Here is a 23,549-nt window from a genome sequence, read left to right on the forward strand (position 1 = left end):
AAGTGACGTCGTCCGACCCATCGGGTCCCGCGGTGGCGCAAGCTCGAAGGAGACCACCACGGAGGACCCATGACGTACAGAGCCGGCTCCGAGCCGTCCCCGAGCGACGGCGACCAGCCGTCCGCCCGAGCGTTCGGCATCGTGTCCGCCGAAGACTTCAAGACCGCGTTCCGCGCCCACCCCGGCGGCGTATCCGTCATCACGGCCGACGCGGGAACCGGCCCGGTCGCTCTGACGGCGACGTCCGTGTCGTCGGTGAGCGCCGACCCCCCGCTCCTCGTCTTTTCGGTGTCGACCCGGTCTTCGAGCGCGACCACCCTCACGACAGCGGAGACCGTGGTCGTGCATCTCGTCGACGCGGATGATCTCCCCCTGGCGCGACTGGCTGCGACAAGCGGGGTCGACCGGTTCGCCGACACGAGCTCGTGGACACGCCTGGTCACCGGTGAGCCGGTGTTCCACGGGGTGCCCCGGTGGATTCGCGCGCGCGTGCTCAACCGATTCGAGGCGGGCGGGTCAACGGTGATCGTTGCGCACGCGCTTCAGGTCAACGTGCCCGAGACGCCGAGCGATCGTGGTCTGGTCTACGTGAACCGCCAGTGGCATCGCCTCGGAGATCATTCCCGCATCGACGTACCCTGACGTCGAGTCGTCCCCGCTAGCCGATCAGCGCGACACCGAAGCCCGCCACGACCGCCCGCAGTTCGGTGAGGTAGCGCTGCGCCTGCTCGGTGAGCGGGATCGCCGAGTGGCCGATCCAGCCGATCTCGATGCGCTCGTCGACGTCGAGCGGGATGGCGACGATCTCCGGATCGAGATCGTCGCTGACGATACCCGTGGAGATCGTGTACCCGTCGAGCCCGATCATGAGGTTGAAGATGGTCGCGCGGTCCGAGACCCTGATCTCCTGCGTGCTCGACAGGGTGGAGAGGATCTCCTCGGCGAAGTAGAACGAATTGTTCGCGCCCTGGTCGAAGGTGAGCCGCGGCGAGTCGGCGAGATCGGCGAGGGCGACGCGATCTCGAGAGGCGAGTGGGTTCTTCCGTGAGATGAAGATGTGCGGCTCGGCGAGGAAGAGCGGTCGGAAGGCGAGGCCGGAGTCCCGGAGCAGTTTGTCGATGACTTTCCGGTTGAAATCGTTCCGGTAAAGGATGCCGAGCTCGCTGCGGAGCGTCCGGACGTCCTCGATGATGTCCCACGTGCGGGTCTCACGCAACGAGAACTCGTACTCGGCCGCTCCGCTGCCTTTCAGCATCCGGACGAACGCGTCGACGACGAACGAGTAGTGCTGCGCCGAGACGCCGAGCAGGCGTCGCGATGGCGGCCGACCGAGGTAGCGCTGCTCGAGGAGCGCCACCTGCTCGGTGACCTGCCGCGCATACCCGAGGAATTCCGCGCCGTCCGCGGTGAGCGTCACCCCGCGGGCGGAGCGGAGGAGGAGAGTGCGGCCCACCCGTACCTCGAGATCTTTCATCGCCGCGGACATGGTCGGCTGAGCGACGAAGAGCAGGTCAGCGGCAGCACTGATCGACCCCTCCGCGGCGACCTCGACGAAGTATTGCATCTGTTGCAGGGTGATCCCTCGCGATGCTCCGGTCATAGTCAAAGCCTATGGCCTTGCATAGGTCAGTCGAGTTACTCGATAGTCGTGCGACCCGGGCACGATAGCCGGACAGACGTCCACACGGCCTTGCCCGGCCGACTCGCCAACGATTGGCCGCTCATGACGAACGAGTTCGCGTTCACCATCTCCACCACCCGCTTCGACGAAGACTACGCACCGTCCGAGAGCTCCAGGATCACGACGAACTTCGCGAACCTGGCCCGTGGCGAGCACCGTCAGCAGAACCTCCGCAACGCGCTGGAGATGATCGACCGCCGATTCAACGACCTCGCGCACGAGGACAACCCGAACCTCGACCGCTACGGTGTGGAGCTCGAGATCGTCTCGGTCGAGATCGAGTTCACCGCGGCGGCCGAGGATCGGGCATTCCCGCTGCTCGAGGTCCTTGACATCCAGATCATCGACCGGCGAACCGGCGAACGCCACCAAGGCATCGTCGGGAACAACTTCTCCTCCTATGTCCGGGATTTCGATTTCAGCGTGCTGCTGCCGGCGGCCACCGAGGCCGCCGGCACGTTCACCGTCCCCGACGATTTCGGCGATCTGCACGGCAAGCTGTTCCAGCACTTCCTCGAATCCGACGCGTACCGTGAACGGTTCCCGACGGCCCCCGTGATCTGCATCAGCGTGTCCACCAGCAAGACCTATCGCCGGACCGATCATCGCCACCCGGTCCTCGGCGTCGAGTACCTGCAGGACGATCACTCGCTGACCGACGACTATTTCGGACGCATGGGATTGCAGGTCCGGTACTTCATGCCGCGCGGCAGCGTCGCGCCGCTCGCGTTCTACTTCCGCGGCGATCTGCTGAGCGACTACTCCCCCCTGCAGCTCATCGGCACGATCAGCACGATGGAGACGTTCCAGAAGATCTATCGGCCAGAGATCTACAACGCGAATTCGGCCGCCGCGAGCATCTATCGACCGAGCCTGGATCGGCAGGATTACTCGCGCACGCAGATCGCCTACGACCGCGTGGAGCGCAGTCAGCTCGCCGCGAAGCAGGGGAAGTACGCCGAGGAACACTTCGTGAAGCCGCACCGCGAAACACTGGAGCAGTGGGCGGCCGACTACCCCACCCTCGTCCGATGACCATCGGAGCGTCGTCGGTGAGCGCGCTGCTGCCCACCTCGATCGTCGGCAGTCTGCCGAAACCGTCCTGGCTCGCCGAGCCGGAGACGCTGTGGTCTCCGTGGAAGCTGGAGGGTGAGGCGCTAGTCGAGGGCACGCAGGATGCGCTGCGCGGCGTCGTCCATGAGCAGCATCGGCGAGGCATCCACATCATCAGCGACGGGGAGCAGACCCGCCAGCATTTCGTCACGACCTTCATCGAGCATCTCGGAGGTGTCGACTTCGAGCACCGTGAGACGGTTCGCATCCGCAACCGCTACGACGCAAGCGTGCCGACCGTCGTGGGCGCGGTGAGCCGCGAGCACTCCGTCTTCGTCGAAGATGCGAAGTTCCTCCGCCGGCAGACCGATCAGCCGATCAAGTGGGCTCTCCCCGGCCCGATGACGATGATCGACACACTCTCCGACCGCCACTACGGGAGCCGCGAGAAGCTGGCGTGGGAGTTCGCGACGATCTTGAATCAAGAGGCCAGAGAGCTGGAGGCCGCGGGGGTCGACATCATCCAGTTCGACGAGCCCTCCTTCAACGTCTTCTTCGATGAGGTCCAGGATTGGGGGGTGGCGGCGCTGGAGCGGGCTGCTGAGGGACTGCGCGCGGAGACCGTCGTGCACATCTGCTACGGATACGGGATCAAGGCGAACATCGACTGGAAGGCGACCCTGGGGTCGGAATGGCGGCAGTACGAGCACACGTTCCCGCTGCTGCAACGGTCCACCATCGACACCGTCTCGCTGGAGTGTCAGCACTCCCACGTGCCCATGGACCTCCTCGAGCTCGTCCGTGGCAAGAAGGTCATGCTCGGCGCGATCGACGTGGCCAGCCCCCTGATCGAGACCCCGGAGGAGGTCGCCGACACCCTGCGGAACGCGCTCAGGTTCGTCGATGCCGACAAGCTCATCCCCAGCACGAACTGTGGGATGGCGCCGCTGCCCCGCGGCGTCGCACTCGAAAAACTGAGCGCGCTCAGCGCAGGTGCGGCCATCGTCCGCGCGGAGATCGATCCCGCGAACCCCTGACCGCTGCGACCGCGGTCAGATGCGTGAGCCGGTCCCCCGGGCGTTGTAGACGATCGATCGGGATGCCCCGTATTCGGCGAACACCGCGATGGCCTCGTCGCGGAGTACGTCCATCGTGACGCTGATGCCACGCGCCTCGAGCTCGCCGCGCCAATCCCCGCCCGGCACCGGTCCCTCGTCGAACCCGCTGAGCTGCTCGAGCTCCGGGCCATCGCCGGCGATCACCAGATGCTTCACGCCCGACCAGATCAGCGACCCGAAGCACATGATGCACGGGCGCCAGTTGACGACCAGCTCGAGATCATCCTCCGCCGACGCTCCGAGATCCCACCGGCCGAGTTTCTCCTGCGCCAGCGACAGCGCCATGAATTCCGCGTGACCGGCGCTCAAGCCAGAACTGAGGACCACGTTGACACCGACCGACACGATGCGATCCGTTCGCCGGTCCACGACCATCGCGGCGAACGGGCCACCGTTGCCCTCGCGGTAGTTGCGGCCCGCGAGTCCGTGGACGAGCGCCATCCGCTCCCCGTGGGTGGCCGGAGCGATGTCGTAGGCGTCGAGCTCGGCGACCAGCCATTCCGGCAGCTGGGCGGAGACGCGGGTGGCGAAAGAGTGAGTCATGATGCTCCTGTCGGTTTCGACAGTACGGGCGACCGATTTCCCTCGCGTTTCACCGACGTGAAGAAGGGTCGGACGTTCCGAGCTCTGCGGGCGCACCCGCGCGGCGCGTCAGTAATCGTCCGTCCACGCGCCATGATCGTCCGCACCGTCTTCCCGATCCGGAGTGCTCCTGACCGTCGGGCGATATGCGCGGGTCTTGGCCTGAATGCCCTCGACCGCGTCCGGGTCTAGGAGTTCATCGAACTCCGTCACCTCGTCTTCGGCAACGATCTGGCTGGATGGGCCGAGCAGCAGTGTCGCCGTCGAGAGTCGGCCTTCCTCGGTCAGCACCGGGATCTGCACCGTCTCGGCGGCCTCCGACTCGGCCAGCGCTGCGCCGTACTCGAGGACGGCGTCCGCGATCTCGTCGCCCGTCAGCAACCGTGCTCCCGCGTAGACAATCCGCTTCATACCCACTTTCTAGCGCGCCGGCGCCCCGGGATACAGCGGGTTGCCAGAACCGACGGTGTCGTCTATCACGCCCGCTCACCTCTCAGGACTGGTAGCGCGTGGCGAGAGCGGGCGACTGCCCCTCGAACGCGGCCAAGTCCGCCGTGAACACCTCCTCCAGCAGGGCCCCCCGCTCCACGCCCGGCGCGGTGACGGTCTCACCCCGCTCGATACCGCGCAGGCTGGCGGTGACGACGTCGGCGGCGCTCATCCGGGGCGCCGCTGACAGGTCCATCCCCTGCCGCTCGTGGAATTCGGTCGCGACGACTCCGGGCAGGAGGACCTGGACCGTCACACCACGGGGGGCGAGTTCGGCGTTCAGCGTCTGGGAGAGCGCGACGGTGTAAGCGAGTGTGGATGCGTACACGGCGCGGCGGAGTCCGACCTGCTCGAGAGTGGCGGGTCCGCTGAAGGCGATCATGCCTGCCACGTTGACGATCTGTCCCGTACCTCGCTGAACCATGCCCGGCGCGATCGCGCGGGTCAGGAGGGTCGGTGCGAGGACCTTCACCCCCACGAGTTCGGCGGCCTGGTCCTCGGGCAGGTCGATGAATGCCTTGTAATGGGCGACGCCGGCGTTGTTGATCAAGAGCGAGACGGGCTGATCGCCGACGGCCGCAATCACCTTCTGGATGCCCTCGTGCGTCGACAGATCTGCGACAACGCTCTGGACGTGAACGCCGGGGAACTCCATGGCGAGTTCGTCCAGCCGCTCCTGACGGCGACCGACAGCGATGAGATCGCTGCCTCGCGATGCCAGCCGACGGGCGTACTCGCGTCCGATTCCTGACGATGCTCCGGTGACGACGGCCAATTCGGTCATGGTGGTTCTCCTTTGTTCTTTCCGTGGCATCGCCTGTGCGACGTTCACGACGTGAGCGGGATCTGGTGCTGTCCCGCGCTCTCTGCCCGTGTCCCCGTCGGATTCGGGCTGGCCCGACGATCGCGGAGGTCAGTGCCCCGGAAGCATCTTGAGGGCCTGGGAACGCTGAACGAGAAGCTCGTCGTATGTGCCGTCGCGCTCGGCCCAGCGAAGACGCTTCGCGGCGTCGACGACGATCTCGTCGGGGGCGTCGGGCGCGCTGATCAAACGGATGACTTCATCGAGGTAGTCATCGAGCGGGAGGGCAGCAGGGTTCATGCCGCCTTGTGCCTCGGTCGCGACAGCCGGCGGAACGATCTCCGTGACACGGACTCCCACGTCGGCGAGCTGAGGACGGAGAGCTTCGGTGTAGGCGTGCACGCCCGCTTTGGAAGCACCGTAGGTCGGCATGACCGGAAACGGCATGAAAGCGATTCCGGAGGTCACGGTGACGATGTCGCCGCCGCCCCGGGCGATGAGGTGCGGGGTGAACGCATCGATGACTCGGATCGTGCCGAGCAGATTCACGTCGATCGTCACTTCGGATATCGCGAAATGGGCGGGGTCGCGGAGGTCCTCGGGGATCATCACACCGGACATGGTGACGACGACGTCGAGGCCGGGGTGGTTCTGGAGGACCTCGTCTCGGGCACTCGCCACCGAGTCGGGGTCCGTGACATCGATCCGGACGGTCTCGAGGTCGGCGACGCGATCGACGTTTCGGCCGCCCACGATGACGGTGCTTCCTGCTCCCGCGAACCGGTGAGCGAGTCCGAGACCGATGCCCGAGGTTCCTCCCACGATGAGGACCGTTCGTCCTTGGATGTTCATGGCGTCTTCTTTCTTCTGCAATCGGTCGCCCTCGAATCTGCGGCGCGTACCCAATGGTCGTGAAGGTTCTGTCGAGGAGGAAGGTCCCCGCTGGTCCGGGGAGTGGCAGGGCCTCCCTCAGCGCGGACATCGCAACTACCGTGTTGTTCGTGAACGATTCCGGCACTGCGAACCGGCTGGGAGAGTATTTGAAGGCCCGCCGCGCTCTCCTCACTCCCGATCGAGTCGGTCTGACCGCGGGGGCGAATCGGCGGGTCCCGGGACTCAGGCGTGAAGAAGTCGCGCTCCTGTCCGGGATCAGCGCGGACTACTACTTGCGGCTCGAGCGCGGACGCGACAGTCGTCCTTCCCTGCAGGTCTTGGAGGCGCTGGCGCGGGTGCTTCAGCTCGACGAGGTCGAGACCGCTTATCTGCTGAGCCTCGGGAGTCCGCGTCCGCGTTCCCGTCGGCGTCCGCGCGAAGAGCGCGTCCCTGCTCGACTGCACCACTTGCTGGCATCCATCGCCGCACCGGCATTCGTGGAAGGTCGGTACTTCGACGTCCTCGCCGCGAACCCTTCGGCCATCGCCTTCTCGCCGCGTCTCGCTCCCGGCAACAATCGTCTCCGCTCCCTGCTTCTCGACCCCGAGGAACGTGAGTTCCATCGGGACTGGGAGCAGTCGGTGAGTGCTTTCATCGCGCTTTTCCGGCATTCGATCGCGGACGACGTCGATGACGTCAGGGCGATCGAGCTTGTCGGGGAGCTCTCGCTGGCAAGCGCGCGGTTCCGTGAGGAATGGGCGCGCCAGGGCGTGAGGAACTTCGTCGGCGGCTCCGTTCAGGTCCAGCACCCGATGGTCGGGGACTTGCAGCTCCATCGAGAGAAGATGCAGGTCGAGGACTTGGTTCTCGTCGTCTACTACGCCGAGCAGGGCAGCCCGAGCGCCGAGCGACTGCGCATGCTCGACGCTCTCGCGACCCCCTCGGTGCCGTCAGCGGCGGGGTCGGACGAGTCGTAGGGCCGCGCGAGGACCAACACGAGAGAACAAGGCCGCCGTCCCCGAGTGCCGCAGAGACGTGCTGATGCTGTCCGGACCTGCTGCGTCGTCGAAAGAGCGCGCACGGCGCACTCGATCGACTCGACACCGGCGCTGATCCGCAAGCTTGCTCTAGATCCGCTCGTGGCTCGCCCAGAGGTGCATGAGCTTCAAGGCGAAGTGCAGCGTGCTTCGCTGCATCCCGTCGGAAAGTGCCTCGCGCACGATCGTCGGCAGCTTCTCCAACCGGTAATAGAGCGTCGTCCGGTGGATGAACAACTGCGCGCACGCGGTCGTGACTTGGCCACCAGCATCCAAGTAGACCTCGACGGTGCGCAGCAGCGTCGAGTCATCCTGAGTCCGTAATTCCGCTGCGGCGGGCGAGATCAACGACAACCACGATGGGTCGAGGTCAGCTCCCGCGAGGAAGACCCAACCGCCGAGACTCGAGATATCCGTGGACGGATAGAAGCTCTTCATCCTGGATGCGAACCTGGCAGCGAGGCCGGCCTGATCAGCAGCGCGGGAGAGCTCGTCGGTCTCGTTGTCCACGGACGCGGTCCCGATGCCGAGCACTTCGACACCGCGGCGACGCCCTTCCGCAATGATCAGGGTGTCGACGGATGCGTCCATGTGGGTTCCGACCGTGAACAGAAGACGAGAACGTTGCGCGATGAGCGCCAGGGGTGTCGGCCGGAGTGTCGACAAGTATTTGCCGAAGGACACGAGATCGATGGCGGATGCTGCACTGCCGGTGAGCAACGCTCGCACGACGATCTCTCCCCTGCGCGGGATCCACCGATGCCCAACCGCGGTGGCGTACGCCGCTCGACGTCGATCGGGATCCTCGGAAAGGAGGTCACTGAAGACGACGTCCCGAACGGATCGGTGAGTGTCCACCCGGTCTGCACTGAGCAACGCGCCCAGCAACGCTGCAGCCGAATCCATCGCGTCGTATTGAGCGGGGCTGAGGGCGGGAAATCCCGCCACCGGGGCGGAGAGAAACCCCACGCTTTCACCGGCGCGGACGATCTGGACTCGGGCGAGATCGAGCTCATCTCGACCTGCCACGTGCCCCGTCGAGCACACGCCACCGTCTGGCTCGTCACTGCGCACCTGAACGGCCGCGTCTCGTGACTCGAGGACGATGGGCCGCGCCAGGGTCTCCGAGAGCTGGTTCACGACGCCCTGCAGGTCTATATGTGCGCCGGAGCGGACGACATCCTCAGCGATCGACATGTCAACTGCTCGCTTCGAGCGCATCGAGCGCGGTCTCGATGACGGCGACCACGGCGTCCGGCTTCGTGATCATCACCAGATGCGGGGCTTCGACCTCGGTCACCTCGAGGAGCGCTGCTCGCGAGTAGGCGAATCGTTCGACGACCGGGTTGATGGTCCGGTCGTTGCTCGCCACAATCCCCCAGCCCGGCCGGCTCTCCCATGCAGCGACGGGCGCTGCCTCGCCGAACGCAACAGCCGCGAGAGGTCGCTGCGATAGCGCCATCACCTGCGCAGCCTCGGGTGGCATGCCCTCGGCGAGGATGTCGTAGAAGGCGCTGATCCTGACAGAGACGTCGATGCCCGGCTCGGTCCTGCCGCTGGGAAAAGATGCGTACACCAGATTCGATGCGAGCTCCGACTCGGGGAATCGTCCTTGGAGCTGTCCGAGACTCTCGCCTTCCTCCAACGCGTAGCCCGCGACGTAGACCAGTCCGACGACGTTCTCCGCTACACCGGCAACGGTGATCACCGCGCCACCGTAGGAATGACCGACGAGCAGAACCGGCTCATCGATCTGCTCGACGAACGAACGAATGTACGCGGCGTCGCCGATGAGGCTCCGGTTCGGCACGGAAGGGACGAGAACGGCATGACCACGGTCGAGCAGGATCCGGACAACCGATGCCCAACAACTTCCATCGACGAATGCGCCGTGCACGAGCACTATCGTTGTTTTCCTGGGCACGATCGCACCTTTCGTGCTAAGAGGGAACGACGACTTTCTGGCCGGAGAGTCGTGGGATGCAACTTCCTCGAATCTAGAAACGGCCCGGCGGTCATGCCACAGGAAACCCGACTTAGTTGCTGCGGAACGCTACTTAGATTGGCCCGACCATTACTCAACCGACAGCGCACGAGCGACCCTTCTTGGGGCGGGATCGCGAACTTCAGCTGATTCAGAACGCCCTCTCCGCGCTCACGGACACGGGGCGGGTGGTGATCGTCAGTGGCGACCCCGGCGTGGGCAAGACAGCGCTTTTCGAGACAGTCATCGCACATGCCCGCTGGCGCGGTATCGACGTGTTGCGCGCGACCGGCGTTCAAGCCGAGTCGGATATTCCGCTCGCGGCCCTGCACCAGCTGACGCATGGGCTTCAGGACCGCGTCGCTGAGCTGCCCCCTCCGCAACGAGATGCTCTTCGCGTGGCCTTCGGCGAGATGGCGGGCTCGCCCGCTGACGCCTTCTTTCTGGGCATCGCGACCCTCACGTTGTTGTCTGAGCGCGCGACAAGCGCCGGCCTGCTGATCGTCATCGACGACCTGCATTGGGTCGACGCTGTCACGTCGCGGATCCTCGCGTTCGTCGCGAGGCGGATTCCCGATGAGCCCATCATGCTGCTGGTCGGCGAGCGGAGCGGCAATACGCGACCCGAGTGGGATGACGCGGAATTCACGCGGCTCAGCCTCGGCGCACTCGACCCCACAGACGCGCGTCTTCTGCTGGACGCGGTCGCGCCGACCTTGTCGACGTCGACGCGGGACCTCGTTCTGGAGCGGTCGATGGGTAATGCCTTGGCGTTGATCGAGCTGAGCGAGTCACCCCACGCGTGGACCGCTGCAAGCGGTGACGTCGTGCCGCTGACAGCGCGGCTCGAGCGCGCGTTCACCGACAGGCTTGCGCCCCTGGACGAGATCTCCCGCACAGTTCTGCTGGTCGCCGCGGTGAGCAGTGACGACGCCCAGGCGGCCATTCTCGAGGCGACCAGCCGAATCGTCGGTCGCGTGGTGATGCCCGCTGAGCTGAACGTTCTCATCGACACCGGCCTCGTGAACCGCTCACGCGGACATCTGATCTTTCAACACCCGCTCGTTCGCTCCGCGGTTGTCCAGAGCGCGACCAGTCAAGAACGTGAGCGCGCTCACCGCTCCGTCGCGGCCCTTCTCCCGCCTGGTTCCGACCGAGCGACCTGGCACCTCGCTGTGGTCGCGGAACATCCCGACGAGGCTCTCGCAGATGCCCTCACAGCAGGTGGCAATCGTTTTCGCAGCTTCGGTGCGGTGGACGCCGCGGTGAGCGCCTACAGGCGCGCGGCCGAACTGAGTGTTACTCCGGCAGATCGCGCTCGCCGCCTTCTGCTCGCTGCCGAGACGGCATTCTTCGGTTTCAAGACGGAGCAGAGCATCTCACTTCTCACCGAGACCGAGCTCGCGTCCACCGACCGCACAGTTCGGGCGCGGGTTTCATGGATCCGTCAGCTGCTCCCTGGCGGCACGGTCGGCGGGGGCGACTGGGTGGCGGCATTAGCCGTGATCCAGAAACTACGTGAAGCGGGGAATGACGACGACGCCATCACTGCCCTGAGCACTCTGGCTTTCCACGGGGCGACGACCATCCCTGGTCCATACTGGCGGCAGATCGTGGACGATGTTGCGGCGTGGGGCGCGAACCCGATGGATCCTCGCCGACTCCAGATCGAGGCTCTGGGGGCACCCTCGGATCTCGCCGAGAGTGTCACTGATCGGCTCGCCGCGATGGATGTCCACGCGATCAACGACGCGGACGGGCTTGCGGTGCTGGCGTTCGCGGCCATGGCAGCGGGGTCGGTCATGGAAACGGATCGATTCGGCAGCGCGGCCGTCGAGGCGTTGAAAGAAGGGGGCCGCATTGCCGGCCTCGGACATCAGCTCGTGCTCATGGCGACCAACCGGCATTTCCAGGGCCGGATGCGTGAGGCTCGACTGGCGTGCGAGGAATCGCTCGCATACGCTCGCGAGATTCAAGAGCCGTTCCTCGGGCTCACCGCCCGCCTCACGCAGTTGTGGATACGAGCCGCTGAGGGCCACGCAGTCGACGCCGCCGCCCTGCAGCAAGAGTATCCGGAGGCTGCAACGGCCCTCCAGGGAGGCGTCCTCCGGATGCACTTCCTCCTCGCGCGCGGAACGTCCGAATCGGCGAGTGGTCGACATCAGGACGCATTCGAGACACTGTCGGAGCTCGTCGATCCGGCCGGAGGTTCGTACCACTGGTTCTACGGTTCTCGCGGTCTTGCGGAGTACGCGGATGCGGCGGCGCGATCCGGAAACGGCTCGCTGGCCTTTCCCGTGCTGACGCATTACCAGGCGATGAGGTCGTTCGCAGCATCCGAGCGAATGAGTGGCGAACTGCAGTTCGCGCACGCCGTCCTGGCGCTCGAGGAGCGAGAGGACGCCCTCGCTCGCGCTTCCGACGACAGGATCAATCCGCTGCCGTACCTTCGAGCTCGAGCCAACCTCAGTTACGGTGAATGGCTTCGCCGGCAGAACAGGATCGGCGAGGCACGTGAGCGGTTGAGGCAGGCGCGGGACGCGTTCGACCATTTCGGCTTTCAGATGTGGGGCGACGTGGCCCGTGCTGAGCTGACTGCGGCGGGAGAACGTAGCCCGAAGCAGAGGCGAGACGCAGGGCGAGCACTGACGTCGCAGGAAGAACGGGTGGTCGGGTTGGCGGCGACCGGCATGACCAACCGCGAGATCGCTCAGGCTCTCTTCTTGTCGCCCAGAACGGTCGGCGCACACCTTTACTCGGCGTACCCGAAATTGGGTATCTCGGGACGGGCAGAGCTGAAGAAGCTCAAGCCCTGATCGTCAGGCCCGCAAGGGTGGGCTCCTGGATAGCGCCCTGTCGCGAGAGACTTTCCGGGCACCTGGCGAGCATCTCGACCGATCATTGCAGTAGCTGATGTTCCGATGACTTTCGGCATCCGTCGAATGATTGGGGCGGCATCACCTCGTATCGTGACCGCACGTCTCTGCCGCGGATCTACCGGCACAGCGACGTCGTCACAGGATCGAGGAGAGATATGACCGGAACAGACTCCAACCCCGCAGACCTGAGTGGGAGCGTTGACGAGCGAATCGCGCAACTCACCGCACTCGAGGACCACGTCGAGCAGCTCGGAACGGAGTGGCTGGCTCGTCAGCTCCGCCTGGCTCTGGCGGCATGGGCGCAGGACGCGACAGAGGTGGACACCGAGGTGGAGAATCGTTCGGACTACTGACGGGAGGCGGCCTCCCGCGACCGAACCCGAAGCGGGCCATGGCCTTCGGCCCATGGCCCGCTTCGGCGCGTGTCGAGGCGGTCAGCGTGATCGCGGCGCTCCCCCGGGCGCGCGAGGGCGGAAGGTGCGGTGTTCGGGGTCCCGGCAGGTCACCCTCGCCACGCGCATTGCGGCCTTCAATCGCGGATGGGGGTGATGCCTTGCGTGCCGCGCGGGAACGTCGCGAGAGTTGCCTCGTCGATGTTCAGGTGGGCGGCCAAGAGCGACGGAGGAACGTGGCTCAGCCAGTTCGCCAGCGAGATCTCCTCGTACTTCGGGGCCTTGAAGACTTCCAGGAACTGCAGGACGTCATCGCCGGTGTTCTCGACGTAGTGCCCGAAGTTCTTCCGGACGACGCCCACATCCCCGGCACGAAAGTCGGTGGTGTTCGCGTGAGGGCCCGTGTTGAAGACGGTCATGCGTGCGGAACCCCGTAGGTAGTACTGCCATTCGTCTGCGTTGGGGTGCCAGTGCAGCTCCCGCATCGAGCCGGGCTCGATGGTGACCAGTGCCGCGGCAACAGTGTTGGACAGAGGGAAGTTCGTACTGTCTGCAACCTGGATCCGTCCGCCGGAGTTCTCGTGCAGCGGCTGCGACCGAGAGAGTCGGAAGATGATGGGCTCTGCCGAACCCCATTCCACGCCCGCGTCGGATTGGTCTTTCGCGAGATCACCGGGTTCGTCGCCGGGGAAGATCCACAGGTTGTGCAGTGGGATGTCGCTGAAGACCTCTTGGGCCACTCCGAAGTTCTTCGCCAGAATGTCCGGAGGGGTGTGCGCGAACCAGTCCGTCAGGAGCAGCGTGTTCGATTCCGACTGCTCTCCGTCGTCGAAGGCCAGGACGAACTCGGCGCCGTCGGGTCCGAGGCCCTGGAGAGAGTGTGGGGTCCCGCCGGGGAAGAACCACAGGTCGCCTTCTTCCACATCCTCGACGCTGGGTAGCCCGGACCGGCTGATGGTCGTCACACGGCAACGACCGCGAGTCATCACCGCCCACTCGGCAGTCTGATGCCAGTGCAGCTCACGAATGCCGCCCGGCTCGAGATACATATTGACGCCGGCGATCTCGTCGGAGATCGCGAAGTCCTGTTTTGTGAGTTCGCGCGCCCAGCCGCCGCGCTGCACGCGGCGCGGTGAGATATTGAACGATGACCAGAAGATCGCTTGGGTCGAGATGTCCGTTCCGGGGGCGTCCATCTGGCTCGGGAACTGGCTTTCGATGATCCGGTTCTGAGGGCCGGTCATCCTCAGACTGGCCGGGTCGTCGACGGTGTTCGCCTCACCCTCGGCGGGGAGGTCCGGGTTTCCGAGCGAGGGCGACTCGTGGTGCGGGGTGGGGTTGTCGTTGTCGTTCATAAGGAGGCTCCGTTCAAGCTCGCGAGCTGTGCGCGAGCTTCGGCCCGCCCTCTCAGCACACTCGTGTCGCGTCATCGATCTCTCCGACAGATGTTGAAGATTTGGTGCGGGTCATCATTCGACCTTTGTCGTAGCCGGGCGGGGGTGCAACGCGATTGCGTGGGGCGACGTCGTTTCACCGTCTACTGCGAGAGATCATCTATGCCATCTGCAGCACCACGGGGCGGGGCCCGCGCTTTCCCCGTCCTCGAACGTCCTCACTCAGCCGTGGTGCTCGCTGTCGTTTCGGGCCTCCTGAACGCGTGGACCTTTCAGAACGCGTCCACGTTCGCCACTGTCCAGTCGGGCAACATCGTGTCCGTCGGGTACCTTCTGGTCGACGGCGAGTACGAACGTCTGGTCACCGCGCTGGTATCCATCTTCGCGTTCGCGATGGGCGCGTGCGCGTGCAGCATTGTGGTTCTGCTCTTCGAGCGCGCGCGTGCGTCCTACTCCGTCCCGGTTCTGGTTGTCGAGGCCGCGTTCCTCATCGCACTTGCGGTGCTGTACTCGACGGGTCTTCTCGGGCCGGTGGTTGTTGCCTGGGCCATCAGCTTTCTCGCCGGCGTGCAGGGGAATGCTTTTCACCGAGAATCCGGAATGCTCTACGGAAACGTCGCGGTGACCCTTGTTCTGCAGATGGCATCAAGCCTCGTCGGGCGCGCGCTCGCACACCGTGTGTCCACGGACGGTCAACCGCACCTCCGGCAGGCGGGGGCGTATCTCGTCGTTCTCGTAGGGTTCGCCGCGGGTGGTGGGATCGGTTTTGCTATCGACCGTTGGTGGGTCGGTAGTTCCCTCGGCGCGGCGGCCCTCGCGTTGCTCGTGCTCGCCGCGGCGGCGCTCGCGCATCGAGGCCCGGTGGACCCCGCTCAGAACGCGCCGACGCCGTAGCCGGGCTACTTCTTCGCGGTGCTGATGCCGTTGATGCGGAGGAGACGACGCACGTCCATGACCATCAATTCATCGATGTCCTTGTGATGCGGTCTGGTGAGGAAGAGTTCGGACTGCCCGAGTCGGACCCGGAATTTGCCGCTGTGCTCTTCCGTCACATCGGCGACCTCATCCAGGAGCGCGAGGAGGTCCGGCCACTCGACGTTGTGGGAAGTAGGGTGCTGCTCGAGGTGGTAGAGCGTGTTGCGGTGATTCTCTGACAGGTGCTCGGTGAGCGGCTGATCGGGCATAGCTTTCTCTCTCTCGGTGTGCGGCTGGTCGGACTAGGCGTGGAGCTGGTGCCAAGCGGCTATACGGAAGTTCTCGAGGCGGAAGCTCGCGAAGCCCATCACGAGGTGCGGTTCTCCTCCAGGCAGCCGAAGACTCATGGACTGCTCAGCCAAGACGACGTCGCCCGTCACTGCCACGTCGACCATGAAGGTGCGCCACTCCTCGAACGCGCACCTGATGTCTTCGATCATGGCGACGACGGCCGCCCTCCCATAGATGGTCCGGGCGGCGGATGGTCTGTAGTGAACGTCCTCGGCGAGGAAGGCGTGCAGCTCCCGAGGCGAACCCTCGTTGAGTACGGTGATGAAATCGCGGACTATCAGTTCGAGCTCCAGTTGCCCGATGGCGGAGTTCGCCGCGCGTGAAAGCTCGTCCATATCCGTTCCGTTCACGTGGTGATGTGCAGCGCGCGGATGCGTGCCCCGTTGAGGGTGAACGCGAAGGTGACGGGTCCGATATAGTCGCGGCTCGTCATCTGTGCATGGACAGCCGTAATCTCGCCCAGTTGCGCGTAGATGAAGTCCGTCAAACCGAACTGGTCGTCCGAGAGCAGATCCCGTGCCCAGTACTCGATGGAGGCGCATGTCGTGTGAGAGCACCCCCACACGTCCACGCTCGCGTCCCTCGTGAAGCACGACAAGAATTCGGAGAGGTCATGTCGGCATGCTGCCTCGAGCGCCCCGCCGACGGCGGAAGGCAATGTGCCGAATCGGGCTCGCAGTGCCACGGGGGTCTCCATCTTCAACCGTGGGACGGCATGCTGGGCGCGTCGGCGAACTCGGCCGCGCATCGCATCAGGACGGTCGGCGGCGCGATTCTCTCGATCGTCAGCATGGCGCTCCTCGGGGTCTGTGCGGCCGAATGTAGCGAGGGAAGCGGCTCGAGCTCTTCGACTTCCGTTGGAACCTGTCGCATTGCCCGGCGAAGGCTCCAGGAGCACGCCCCGCGCTCAACCGTTGCCGCGGGGCATGTGGTTGTGGAAGCGCGTCGGCTGGATGGCGAGAAGGTGCGTCGCAGTGGGCACTACGGCGCTCATGGCGCGAGCGCGGGAGATGAGTGCGCCGTCGAACTCGGTTGTGCGGCCCTCGTGTTGGCTCACATGCTCTCGCCATGACCCGACGCTGTAAGCCTCCACGATGACGTCGGCGTCGTCCGCGTCACTGTAGACATGCCATTCGCGGCCGCCCGTGCGAAGCCGTGTCTCTTTGACTTGTGTGATGACCGATAGGAATTCTGCGCGTCGATCCTGGGGAACGGTGTAGCGAATCAGCACGAGGACGGCGGCGTCATCGCTTCCGTCTGCTCTCGGCTCGTCGTCGACTCCAGGCACTTCGACGATGTCGCGTCCGATGCCTGTGGTTTTGGGGATCGGCGAGACGAGCAGGGAAAGCGCGCCTAGGACGCACAGGATCCCGGCTGCGATGACGACGACTTCGGATCCCCAGATGGCAGCGAGCACCCCTGACACGGCTGAGCCGGCCGCCGTGCAACCGAAGAACACGAGCTGGTAGAACGAGAGTCCGCGGGTGCGCACCCATACGGGCAGGAATGCCTGGAGAGCGCCGTTGATGGTAGCCACCACCCCTATCCAGGCCAGCCCCGTGGCCACGAGAACCGGAAAAGTCACCCAGAGGGTCGGCGAGAGGACGAGTACGACGAGCCCCACGCCGAAGACGGCCGAGGACAAGAGGATGACACCGTTGAACGCGGCCACCCGCCGAGCCCAGGGCAGCACGAACGCACCGATGATCGACCCTGCCCCGAGGGCCGCCAACAGGAGTCCGTAGCCGCTCGCCGTCAGTCCGAGGGAGCCCTTCGCGATCGTCGGAAGGAGTGCCCAAAGCGCATTCGCGGGGACCAGGAAGATCGCGAGTCGGAGCAGGATGACCCGCACGATGTGGGAGTGCAACACGTATCGGGTTCCCGCGCGGGTGGCATCCACGAACGGCTCGTGCCGGGCCACGGGTGGCTTGTATGTCTTCCAGAAAAGCAGCACCCCCAGGAAGACGACGAAGGAGAGGGCGTTGAGGAAGAAAACAGCTGCGACACCGAACTGCGCAACGACAAGACCTGCGATGGCCGGACCGATTGCGCGCGCAATGTTGACCCCGATGGACGAGAGGCTCGCCGCGTCGACGAGCATGTTCCGCGGAACGATGTCGGGCACGAGCGCCTGAAACGCGGGGAGTTGGATGGCCGAGATTATTCCCAGCGCAAACGTGGACGCCAACAGAATCAACGTCGTCGTCTGACCGATCCATGTCAGATATGTCAGCCCGAGGACGACAATGAGTTGTACCGCCTGCGAGTACAGGAGCACCAGCCGCCGGTTCAAGAACTCTCCGATGACACCGGAGGGGATGGCGAATATCAGTACGGGCGCAGCGGATGCCGTCTGAACGAGGGCCACGAGCAAAGCGGAGCTGTTCGTCTCGACAAGCAACCATTGAGCTCCAACCGTCTGCATCCAGCTGCCGATGTTGCTGACGAGCGATGCCAGCCACACCAGTCGGAAGATGGGCACGGTGAGTGGTGCGAAGCCTGCGGCCCATTCGCGTGTCTGCACCGCGGGTGTAGGTTCAACCGGCTGGTCAGCCATCTGCAGCGATCTCTCTCACGATGGCGGCGATGAATCTCACGATCTCCGCGGCGTGAGTTTGGATCACCAGGTGCGGGCCATGAAAGGCGGCGACCTCCCGGCAGCGTGCGCGTTGGTAGCCGAATCGTTGCAACTCGGGACTCACGGCTCGATCCTCGGTCGCGACTACTCCCCAGCTTGGGGTTGTCCGCCACGCATCGGTTGCGGCGCGCTCGGCGAGAGCCGCGACGGAGATCGGCCGCTGCGACACGGCGAGGACAGCTGTCTCGTCGTCAGGCAGACCTTCGGCCATCAAGTACGGGTACTGATCGATGGCGATGGTGATTTCCGTGCCCGACGCCCCGTCGCCCTGAAATGTCGCGGCAACGAGGTGTTGGGAGGCTTCGGCCGGGGCGAAGAGGTCATTCATCGCCTCGATACTCTCCTCGCGCTCCGGTACGTACCCAGCGATGAAGAGCAGGCCTTTGACGTTGGCTGCGTGGCCGGCGACGGTGACGACCGCCGCACCATAGCCGTGGCCGACGAGGAGGACTGAACCTTCAAGGCGCTCGACGAAAGCGCGGATGTAATCGCAGTCGGCGTGGAAGCTCCGGCCGATGACGGGCGGCGCGAGGACGCGGTGACCGGCGCCGAGCAGACGCAGCACGACTGGCCACCAGGTGGAGGCATCCGTGAATGCTCCGTGGACGAGGACGACCGTGGTGCTTGCTGTCATGGTTACCTCGCGGTCGTTCCGGTGCGATCAAACGAATCTATAAAGAGCAGTCACAACCTTCTTTCGACAGAAGTCGTAGAGGTTGCTCCCACTTTGCGCGTGCCGCCTCGCCTGGTGCGAAAGTTCATCCGGCTCTGAGGGACGACGGCGCGTGACATCGCCGGGCGTGGACTGAAGTTTCGGCGAACGTCGAAGCGGAGCACTCCCTCCCATCGATACCGTCGTCTCACCCACCATCTAGGAGGCGCCCGATGCCCACCACACCCTTGAATGTCGGCGTCGTCGGAGGATCGCTCGGCGGCCTCTTCACCGCGGCGTTGTTGCATCAGTCCGGCCACCACGTCACCGTCCTCGAACGCTCGCAAACGGGGCTGGCGCGGCGGGGCGCGGGGCTTGTCGGTCAGCAGGACCTCTACGACATCCTCGCCCGGCTGCAGTTGGCAGCGGTCGCGCGCTCCGGCGTCGAAGCACGCGAACGGATCACGCTCGACCGCCGAGGCAACGTCCTCTACCGGGATCCCACGCCGCAGACTCAACTCTCCTGGGACTACCTTTACGACGGATTGCGGGCACTCATCCCGGACGGTCGCTATCTGCTGGGAAGCGCGGTCACCGCGGTGCGTCCACAGGGCCGCGAGGCGGTCGTCCACCTCGAGAGGGGGCGGGAGCAAACCTTCGATCTGGTCGTCGGCGCCGACGGCCTCAACTCCGTAGTCCGCGGCGCCGTCGCTCCGGGACAGTCCGCCAACAGCTACGTCGGGTACGTCACCTGGCGCGGTCTCGTCCCGGAGGAGGCGCTCCCAGAACCAGCAGCCAACGTCCTCCTGGACCGTTTTGCCTTCTACACGGCCCGGCATGCGCACATGTTGGGTTATCTCGTCCCGGGGGCAGACGGCCAGACAACTCGCGGCCTCAGGCGATACAACTGGGTCTGGTACCGCTCGCTGTCCCCCGCCGACCTGGAGAATCTCATGGTTCAGAGTGGGCACAGCCGGACGGGAGTCTCGCTCGCACCCGGCGACCTGCCCGCAGACCTCCGCGAGACGCTCGTGCAGGCCGCGACGACCGAGCTTCCACCGGCGATGGCGCAGGCGGTCGCGGCCGAACCGGAGCCCTTCCTCCAAGCCATCTACGACTATGTAGCCCCTCGTCTGTCTACAGACAACATTGCGCTCGTCGGTGATGCGGGCGTCGTCGTTCGGCCCCACACCGCTATGGGAGCGGCGAAAGCGGCCGGCGATGCGATGGCCCTGGTCGACCTCCTGAGGACGGAGCTCTCCGTCGCCGACGCACTCGAAAAATACAACCAGGATCGGCTGCCTGTCGGTCGGACCATCGCCCGCTATGGGCAGCAGCTCGGCGAATCGCTTCCGCTGTGACACGAATGCAGGAGGACGGAATCATGGACAAGACGCTGACGGACGCCGCGCAACGAACGCTGTTTGAGATCCTGCACCACCCGACTTCCCAGAACATCAGCTGGGATGCGGTGGTTACGCTGCTTGAGCAGGTGGCTGACGTGGAGGCGACGCAGGAAGGGAGTCAACTCATCGTCCGCATGAACAATGTTCGGCTCACCCTGCACAAGCCCAGCGGAACACCCGTCTCCGAGCAATCTCTCCTCGAGATCCGCCGGATGCTGCGAGGTGCGGGACTCGGGTGAAGTCCCGGGTCCGCATTAGGAGCGTCACTGCGGAACGCGGTGGCGACAACCAGAACCCCACGGTGTGCGACATCTGCGGCGATCCGAGCGGTGTGGCACGTGACGGCACGGGTCACCCTCCGGTGTTGAGGTGCCCGATCTCGGCTGCGATCGCGTCCGCGAGGCCGGCGGTTCCGGCTTCGACCAGTGCGCCGTTGAGGAAGAAGGTCGGTGTGCCGTTCACGCCGCTGCGGAGGCCCCCGTCTTCGTCGGCCTTGATCCGTGCGGTGTATTTGTTCTCCTTCGCCGCCTGCTCCAGGTCAGCGGCGCTCAGCCCGAGCGCTTCGCAGATCCGCTGGTACAGCTGTGGCCCGAGATCGGTCTGGTTCTCGTAGAGCAGGTCGTGGGCCTGCCAGAACTCGCCGTGTTCCGAGGCGAACTCGGCGACGAAGGCTGCGTCCACGGCCTCGGGGTGAATCTCTGCGATGGGAAAGTTCCGGAAGATGAAGCGGATTTTTCCGTCGTATTTCTTGAGGAGCTCCTTCACGACAGGAAATGCCGCGCCGCAGTACGGGCACTGGTAATCCCCGTACTCGATGAGCGTTATCGGCGCGTCGGCCGGACCCAAGCTGTGGTCGTGATCGGAGACGGGGATGCGAAGGTGTGACATGGGGATCCAATCTCAATGAGGTGGCTCGGTCGGTGCCTTCAACGCGGCAAGCGCGTCCAAGACACCGTCGACGCCCGGATTGACGTCGTTGGGTGACAGGTAGCTCCAAGCGATGACGCCGGCGGCGTCGATGACGAAGAGTGCCCGCTTGCTCGTGCCGGTGTGAAAGTCATACGCACCGTATCGCCGGGAGACTTCCCCCTTCGGCTCGAAGTCGCTCAGCAGGGAGAACCGGAGACCGCGGTCGGCGACGAACGCCTGGTGCGACCAGACCCCGTCGACCGAAATGCCGAGCACGACGGCGTTATCCGCACTGAGCAACGTCTCGGCTGCGTTGAATACGTTGAGTTCGTCTCCGCACACCGCGCTCCAGTCCGCGGGGTAGAACACCAAGATGACGGGCTTACCGCGAAGACTCGAGAGAGTGAGAGTGTGTTCCGGGGTGTCGTGGAGTGCGAAGTCGGGCGCTTTCTCGCCGACGCCGAGGATGTCTTTCGGGTGGTGCTCGACGTAACCGGTCATCGGATCATCCTCGTCAGATATGTCTTCCGTGTGCTTCGAAACGCTAATGACATCAGGTCGGGGAGGCACGGGACAGATGTCGAGATTTCACATCAGCTGGTTTCACACCCACGCTGTTGCGAGCCAGAAGCCGGCTGCGGCGGCCACGACGGACCCGAGGAGCATCCCCGCGGCATAGACCGCCGCGTCAGTGAAATGGCGGTCTCTGATGAGGTCGACGGTCTGCGTGCTCGCTGTGCTGAACGTCGTGTAACCACCGAGGAAGCCTGTCCCGGCGATCGCAAGAACGTCAGCCGAGATCAGTTTGCCGACAAGCAGGCCGGTCGCCAGCGCCAGCAAGAACGACCCACTGATATTGATGACCAGCGTCCCGACAGGGATTCGACTCTTGGAGCTCGCGGTGATCGCACTGTCCAGCGCAAACCTCGCTGCAGCACCGCAACCCCCTGCGACCGCGATGGTCAGTAGGACGGTGATGCTCATGAACGTGTCCGCCGAATGCCACGAGCATGCGAGGTCTTCACCAGAGCGGACCCGGCAGCGGCCGCGACGATGCCCAGGACCGCCGTGGGGAGACCGAACAGCAGTGCCGTGCCCATGTCCCCTGCCAGGATGAACCCTCGCTCATCCACCGCGAAAGTGCTGTACGTGGTGTAGCCGCCGAGCAGTCCCGTCCCGAAGAAAAGGCGTGCCGCGCGGCTCCGATCGGACTCTGGACTGATTGGTGACAGGACCGCGAGCAACCAGCCGAGAATGAATGCGCCGCTGATGTTTATCAGGCAGATCGCGGTGGGAAACGGCCCGACACTGGGGATGAGCACGACCAGGCATGCCCGCACGAGCGTGCCGATGCACCCACCGAGGCCGACAAGAAGAACGTCGCGAGACGATATGGGAACGGCGCTGCTTTTCGGATGCATCTGCTCTCCTGGGAGTCTGCTCAGATCCGAACCTTATGAATGTCACGCAGCATGGCGCTTCATCATTCGTCGCAACTCTCCCCGGTTGAACCCCCACATGCCGCCGCGACGGTTCAAGAACGCTACGCTGACCGAACCGTGGGGGCGGAAGCTATCCCTTCAACCCACCTGCGAAGCCCTGAACAATGTACTTCTGCAGGAAGAAGTAGGCGATCAGGATGGGCAGAATGCTGATGATGATGCCCGCGAAGATGAGGTTCCACTGCGCACCGAACTGCCCCACGAATCCGTAGATGGCAACGGTGACCGTCTGCTGGTCACTCCCGGAGAGGTAGAGCAGCGGAGTGAGGAAATCGTTCCACGTCGCTACCGCGGTCAGGATGACCACCGTGCCGGTGATGGGTCTGACGAGGGGGAAGACGACCGACCAGAACGTCCGGAAGGCGTTCGCGCCGTCGAGTGCAGCCGCCTCTTCGTACTCGGCAGGGAGCGCCCGGAGGAATCCGGAGTACAGGAAGACGGAGAACGGCATGCTTCCTCCGACGCCGACAAGGATGACGCCGGCGAGGCTTCCCAGCAGGCCCAGGTCGCGAATGGTTTGGTAGAGCGGCAGCAGCGCGAGTTGCGCGGGCAGGAGGAGCCCGGCGAGGAAGGCGAAGTAGGTGAGCTTCGACCACCGTGCTCCTAGCCGCGAGAGCGGGTAGGCGGCGGATGCGGCGAAGATCACGGTGAGGCCGACTGTTACGACGGTGACGATGAAGCTGTTCAGTAGGGCGCCACCGAGTCCGCCTTGCTGCCACGCGTCGATGAAGTTCTGGAAGGTGGGCTGCAGTGGCGGGGCGAGCGTGGCGCTCTGGTCGCCGGGGGCCTTCAGGGACAGGTTGACGAGGACGTAGATGGGGAAGAGGAAGACGAGACCGACGATGATCATCACGATCTCGAGGACCCCTGTGCGCCAGGTGTAGCGGAACAT

At 64.9% G+C, this 23,549-nt stretch carries 27 protein-coding genes; 9 read left to right on the forward strand and 18 right to left on the reverse strand.

The features are described from left to right. The first annotated feature begins 69 nt into the window (after nt 1-69). Nucleotides 70-642 (forward strand): flavin reductase family protein, encoded by a 573-nt coding sequence (locus tag ACFXOO_RS14125; RefSeq protein ID WP_378841932.1) that lies wholly within the window; start codon nt 70-72, stop codon nt 640-642. A gap of 16 nt (nt 643-658) precedes the next feature. Here the strand turns inward: ACFXOO_RS14125 and ACFXOO_RS14130 are convergent, their stop codons facing one another. After that, nucleotides 659-1,600, reverse strand: coding sequence for a LysR family transcriptional regulator (locus ACFXOO_RS14130; RefSeq protein ID WP_394563912.1), 942 nt, complete (start codon nt 1,598-1,600; stop codon nt 659-661). A gap of 123 nt (nt 1,601-1,723) precedes the next feature. On the opposite strand from ACFXOO_RS14130, the gene ACFXOO_RS14135 reads away from it, so the two are divergent. Both ACFXOO_RS14135 and ACFXOO_RS14140 read left to right on the forward strand, forming a co-directional pair. Beyond that, nucleotides 1,724-2,716 (forward strand): DUF1852 domain-containing protein, encoded by a 993-nt coding sequence (locus ACFXOO_RS14135; protein ID WP_378841936.1) that lies wholly within the window; start codon nt 1,724-1,726, stop codon nt 2,714-2,716. 17 nt (nt 2,717-2,733) lie between these two features. Next, nucleotides 2,734-3,771 carry a methionine synthase gene (locus tag ACFXOO_RS14140; RefSeq protein WP_378841997.1) on the forward strand — a complete coding sequence of 346 codons (1,038 nt, stop codon included), beginning with the start codon at nt 2,734-2,736 and terminating at the stop codon, nt 3,769-3,771. 15 nt (nt 3,772-3,786) lie between these two features. Here the strand turns inward: ACFXOO_RS14140 and ACFXOO_RS14145 are convergent, their stop codons facing one another. From ACFXOO_RS14145 to ACFXOO_RS14160, 4 genes are all read right to left on the reverse strand, one after another. Beyond that, on the reverse strand, nt 3,787-4,395 hold the full coding sequence (locus ACFXOO_RS14145; RefSeq protein ID WP_378841938.1) for a nucleoside deaminase: 609 nt from the start codon (nt 4,393-4,395) through the stop codon (nt 3,787-3,789). Nucleotides 4,396-4,503: 108 nt separating this feature from the next. Beyond that, complete coding sequence (locus tag ACFXOO_RS14150) at nt 4,504-4,845, reverse strand: hypothetical protein (protein ID WP_378841940.1); 342 nt, start codon at nt 4,843-4,845, stop codon at nt 4,504-4,506. Between the two features lie 82 nt (nt 4,846-4,927). Continuing rightward, nucleotides 4,928-5,707: an SDR family NAD(P)-dependent oxidoreductase gene (locus ACFXOO_RS14155; RefSeq protein WP_378841942.1), complete on the reverse strand. Its 780-nt coding sequence runs from the start codon at nt 5,705-5,707 to the stop codon at nt 4,928-4,930. 129 nt (nt 5,708-5,836) lie between these two features. Further along, on the reverse strand, nt 5,837-6,577 hold the full coding sequence (locus ACFXOO_RS14160; protein ID WP_378841944.1) for an SDR family oxidoreductase: 741 nt from the start codon (nt 6,575-6,577) through the stop codon (nt 5,837-5,839). Nucleotides 6,578-6,726: 149 nt separating this feature from the next. Between ACFXOO_RS14160 and ACFXOO_RS14165 the strand changes: the two genes are divergently transcribed. Next, on the forward strand, nt 6,727-7,575 hold the full coding sequence (locus tag ACFXOO_RS14165; protein WP_394563915.1) for a helix-turn-helix transcriptional regulator: 849 nt from the start codon (nt 6,727-6,729) through the stop codon (nt 7,573-7,575). Nucleotides 7,576-7,725: 150 nt separating this feature from the next. On the opposite strand, the gene ACFXOO_RS14170 is transcribed toward ACFXOO_RS14165, so the two are convergent. Both ACFXOO_RS14170 and ACFXOO_RS14175 read right to left on the reverse strand, forming a co-directional pair. Next, nucleotides 7,726-8,832, reverse strand: a complete 1,107-nt coding sequence (locus tag ACFXOO_RS14170) for a PucR family transcriptional regulator (protein ID WP_378841948.1) — start codon at nt 8,830-8,832, stop codon at nt 7,726-7,728. Nucleotide 8,833: 1 nt separating this feature from the next. Further along, complete coding sequence (locus ACFXOO_RS14175) at nt 8,834-9,559, reverse strand: alpha/beta fold hydrolase (RefSeq protein ID WP_378841950.1); 726 nt, start codon at nt 9,557-9,559, stop codon at nt 8,834-8,836. Nucleotides 9,560-9,741: 182 nt separating this feature from the next. Between ACFXOO_RS14175 and ACFXOO_RS14180 the strand changes: the two genes are divergently transcribed. Together ACFXOO_RS14180 and ACFXOO_RS14185 are read left to right on the forward strand one after the other, a co-directional pair. Then, the gene (locus tag ACFXOO_RS14180) at nt 9,742-12,435 is read left to right on the forward strand and encodes an AAA family ATPase (protein WP_378841952.1); all 2,694 of its coding nucleotides are present in this window, start codon (nt 9,742-9,744) and stop codon (nt 12,433-12,435) included. A 218-nt stretch (nt 12,436-12,653) separates the two neighbouring features. Then, the gene (locus tag ACFXOO_RS14185) at nt 12,654-12,851 is read left to right on the forward strand and encodes a hypothetical protein (RefSeq protein WP_378841954.1); all 198 of its coding nucleotides are present in this window, start codon (nt 12,654-12,656) and stop codon (nt 12,849-12,851) included. A gap of 176 nt (nt 12,852-13,027) precedes the next feature. Here ACFXOO_RS14185 and ACFXOO_RS14190 read toward each other — a convergent pair whose 3' ends face one another. Continuing rightward, on the reverse strand, nt 13,028-14,245 hold the full coding sequence (locus tag ACFXOO_RS14190) for a cupin domain-containing protein (RefSeq protein ID WP_378841956.1): 1,218 nt from the start codon (nt 14,243-14,245) through the stop codon (nt 13,028-13,030). A 270-nt stretch (nt 14,246-14,515) separates the two neighbouring features. Here ACFXOO_RS14190 and ACFXOO_RS14195 point away from each other — a divergent pair, with 270 nt between their 5' ends. Then, nucleotides 14,516-15,178, forward strand: a complete 663-nt coding sequence (locus ACFXOO_RS14195; protein ID WP_378841958.1) for a YoaK family protein — start codon at nt 14,516-14,518, stop codon at nt 15,176-15,178. 5 nt (nt 15,179-15,183) lie between these two features. Here the strand turns inward: ACFXOO_RS14195 and ACFXOO_RS14200 are convergent, their stop codons facing one another. The 5 genes from ACFXOO_RS14200 to ACFXOO_RS14220 form a co-directional block, all read right to left on the reverse strand. Continuing rightward, complete coding sequence (locus ACFXOO_RS14200) at nt 15,184-15,468, reverse strand: hypothetical protein (protein WP_378841960.1); 285 nt, start codon at nt 15,466-15,468, stop codon at nt 15,184-15,186. 33 nt (nt 15,469-15,501) lie between these two features. Next, nucleotides 15,502-15,885 carry a nuclear transport factor 2 family protein gene (locus ACFXOO_RS14205; RefSeq protein WP_378853793.1) on the reverse strand — a complete coding sequence of 128 codons (384 nt, stop codon included), beginning with the start codon at nt 15,883-15,885 and terminating at the stop codon, nt 15,502-15,504. A gap of 11 nt (nt 15,886-15,896) precedes the next feature. Further along, nucleotides 15,897-16,235, reverse strand: coding sequence for a hypothetical protein (locus ACFXOO_RS14210; RefSeq protein WP_394563916.1), 339 nt, complete (start codon nt 16,233-16,235; stop codon nt 15,897-15,899). 222 nt (nt 16,236-16,457) lie between these two features. Next, entirely contained in the window at nt 16,458-18,074 is a 1,617-nt protein-coding gene (locus ACFXOO_RS14215; protein ID WP_378841965.1) for an MFS transporter, read from the reverse strand. Between the two features lie 25 nt (nt 18,075-18,099). Then, nucleotides 18,100-18,822 (reverse strand): alpha/beta fold hydrolase, encoded by a 723-nt coding sequence (locus ACFXOO_RS14220; protein WP_378841967.1) that lies wholly within the window; start codon nt 18,820-18,822, stop codon nt 18,100-18,102. A 251-nt stretch (nt 18,823-19,073) separates the two neighbouring features. Here ACFXOO_RS14220 and ACFXOO_RS14225 point away from each other — a divergent pair, with 251 nt between their 5' ends. Then, nucleotides 19,074-20,201, forward strand: coding sequence for an FAD-dependent monooxygenase (locus tag ACFXOO_RS14225; RefSeq protein WP_394563917.1), 1,128 nt, complete (start codon nt 19,074-19,076; stop codon nt 20,199-20,201). Between the two features lie 23 nt (nt 20,202-20,224). Beyond that, nucleotides 20,225-20,485, forward strand: a complete 261-nt coding sequence (locus ACFXOO_RS14230) for a hypothetical protein (RefSeq protein ID WP_378841971.1) — start codon at nt 20,225-20,227, stop codon at nt 20,483-20,485. A gap of 112 nt (nt 20,486-20,597) precedes the next feature. On the opposite strand, the gene ACFXOO_RS14235 is transcribed toward ACFXOO_RS14230, so the two are convergent. The 5 genes from ACFXOO_RS14235 to ACFXOO_RS14255 all read right to left on the reverse strand — a co-directional run bounded on the left by ACFXOO_RS14235 (nt 20,598) and on the right by ACFXOO_RS14255 (nt 23,549). Then, complete coding sequence (locus tag ACFXOO_RS14235; RefSeq protein ID WP_378841973.1) at nt 20,598-21,092, reverse strand: DsbA family protein; 495 nt, start codon at nt 21,090-21,092, stop codon at nt 20,598-20,600. A 54-nt stretch (nt 21,093-21,146) separates the two neighbouring features. Further along, on the reverse strand, nt 21,147-21,656 hold the full coding sequence (locus ACFXOO_RS14240; RefSeq protein WP_378841975.1) for a redoxin domain-containing protein: 510 nt from the start codon (nt 21,654-21,656) through the stop codon (nt 21,147-21,149). A 102-nt stretch (nt 21,657-21,758) separates the two neighbouring features. Further along, on the reverse strand, nt 21,759-22,139 hold the full coding sequence (crcB, locus tag ACFXOO_RS14245; protein WP_378841977.1) for a fluoride efflux transporter CrcB: 381 nt from the start codon (nt 22,137-22,139) through the stop codon (nt 21,759-21,761). Beyond that, nucleotides 22,136-22,576 carry a fluoride efflux transporter FluC gene (locus ACFXOO_RS14250; protein WP_378841979.1) on the reverse strand — a complete coding sequence of 147 codons (441 nt, stop codon included), beginning with the start codon at nt 22,574-22,576 and terminating at the stop codon, nt 22,136-22,138. The genes crcB and ACFXOO_RS14250 overlap by 4 nt, the downstream gene beginning before the upstream one ends. A gap of 151 nt (nt 22,577-22,727) precedes the next feature. Further along, on the reverse strand, nt 22,728-23,549 hold the full coding sequence (locus tag ACFXOO_RS14255; protein WP_378841981.1) for a carbohydrate ABC transporter permease: 822 nt from the start codon (nt 23,547-23,549) through the stop codon (nt 22,728-22,730).

The sequence above is a fragment of the Microbacterium sp. P03 genome, assembly GCF_043556235.1.
GTDB lineage: Bacteria > Actinomycetota > Actinomycetes > Actinomycetales > Microbacteriaceae > Microbacterium.

What these genes read in the sequence shown, in the direction of transcription:
- ACFXOO_RS14205 (WP_378853793.1), bottom strand. Translation starts at nt 15,885, where the DNA reads ATGGACGAGCTTTCACGCGCGGCGAACTCCGCCATCGGGCAACTGGAG.
- ACFXOO_RS14240 (WP_378841975.1), bottom strand. Translation starts at nt 21,656, where the DNA reads ATGACCGGTTACGTCGAGCACCACCCGAAAGACATCCTCGGCGTCGGC.
- crcB (WP_378841977.1), bottom strand. Translation starts at nt 22,139, where the DNA reads ATGAGCATCACCGTCCTACTGACCATCGCGGTCGCAGGGGGTTGCGGT.
- ACFXOO_RS14125 (WP_378841932.1), top strand. Translation starts at nt 70, where the DNA reads ATGACGTACAGAGCCGGCTCCGAGCCGTCCCCGAGCGACGGCGACCAG.
- ACFXOO_RS14225 (WP_394563917.1), top strand. Translation starts at nt 19,074, where the DNA reads ATGCCCACCACACCCTTGAATGTCGGCGTCGTCGGAGGATCGCTCGGC.
- ACFXOO_RS14130 (WP_394563912.1), bottom strand. Translation starts at nt 1,600, where the DNA reads ATGACCGGAGCATCGCGAGGGATCACCCTGCAACAGATGCAATACTTC.
- ACFXOO_RS14190 (WP_378841956.1), bottom strand. Translation starts at nt 14,245, where the DNA reads ATGAACGACAACGACAACCCCACCCCGCACCACGAGTCGCCCTCGCTC.
- ACFXOO_RS14255 (WP_378841981.1), bottom strand. Translation starts at nt 23,549, where the DNA reads ATGTTCCGCTACACCTGGCGCACAGGGGTCCTCGAGATCGTGATGATC.
- ACFXOO_RS14145 (WP_378841938.1), bottom strand. Translation starts at nt 4,395, where the DNA reads ATGACTCACTCTTTCGCCACCCGCGTCTCCGCCCAGCTGCCGGAATGG.
- ACFXOO_RS14230 (WP_378841971.1), top strand. Translation starts at nt 20,225, where the DNA reads ATGGACAAGACGCTGACGGACGCCGCGCAACGAACGCTGTTTGAGATC.
- ACFXOO_RS14250 (WP_378841979.1), bottom strand. Translation starts at nt 22,576, where the DNA reads ATGCATCCGAAAAGCAGCGCCGTTCCCATATCGTCTCGCGACGTTCTT.
- ACFXOO_RS14220 (WP_378841967.1), bottom strand. Translation starts at nt 18,822, where the DNA reads ATGACAGCAAGCACCACGGTCGTCCTCGTCCACGGAGCATTCACGGAT.
- ACFXOO_RS14150 (WP_378841940.1), bottom strand. Translation starts at nt 4,845, where the DNA reads ATGAAGCGGATTGTCTACGCGGGAGCACGGTTGCTGACGGGCGACGAG.
- ACFXOO_RS14135 (WP_378841936.1), top strand. Translation starts at nt 1,724, where the DNA reads ATGACGAACGAGTTCGCGTTCACCATCTCCACCACCCGCTTCGACGAA.
- ACFXOO_RS14170 (WP_378841948.1), bottom strand. Translation starts at nt 8,832, where the DNA reads ATGTCGATCGCTGAGGATGTCGTCCGCTCCGGCGCACATATAGACCTG.
- ACFXOO_RS14160 (WP_378841944.1), bottom strand. Translation starts at nt 6,577, where the DNA reads ATGAACATCCAAGGACGAACGGTCCTCATCGTGGGAGGAACCTCGGGC.
- ACFXOO_RS14155 (WP_378841942.1), bottom strand. Translation starts at nt 5,707, where the DNA reads ATGACCGAATTGGCCGTCGTCACCGGAGCATCGTCAGGAATCGGACGC.
- ACFXOO_RS14200 (WP_378841960.1), bottom strand. Translation starts at nt 15,468, where the DNA reads ATGCCCGATCAGCCGCTCACCGAGCACCTGTCAGAGAATCACCGCAAC.
- ACFXOO_RS14185 (WP_378841954.1), top strand. Translation starts at nt 12,654, where the DNA reads ATGACCGGAACAGACTCCAACCCCGCAGACCTGAGTGGGAGCGTTGAC.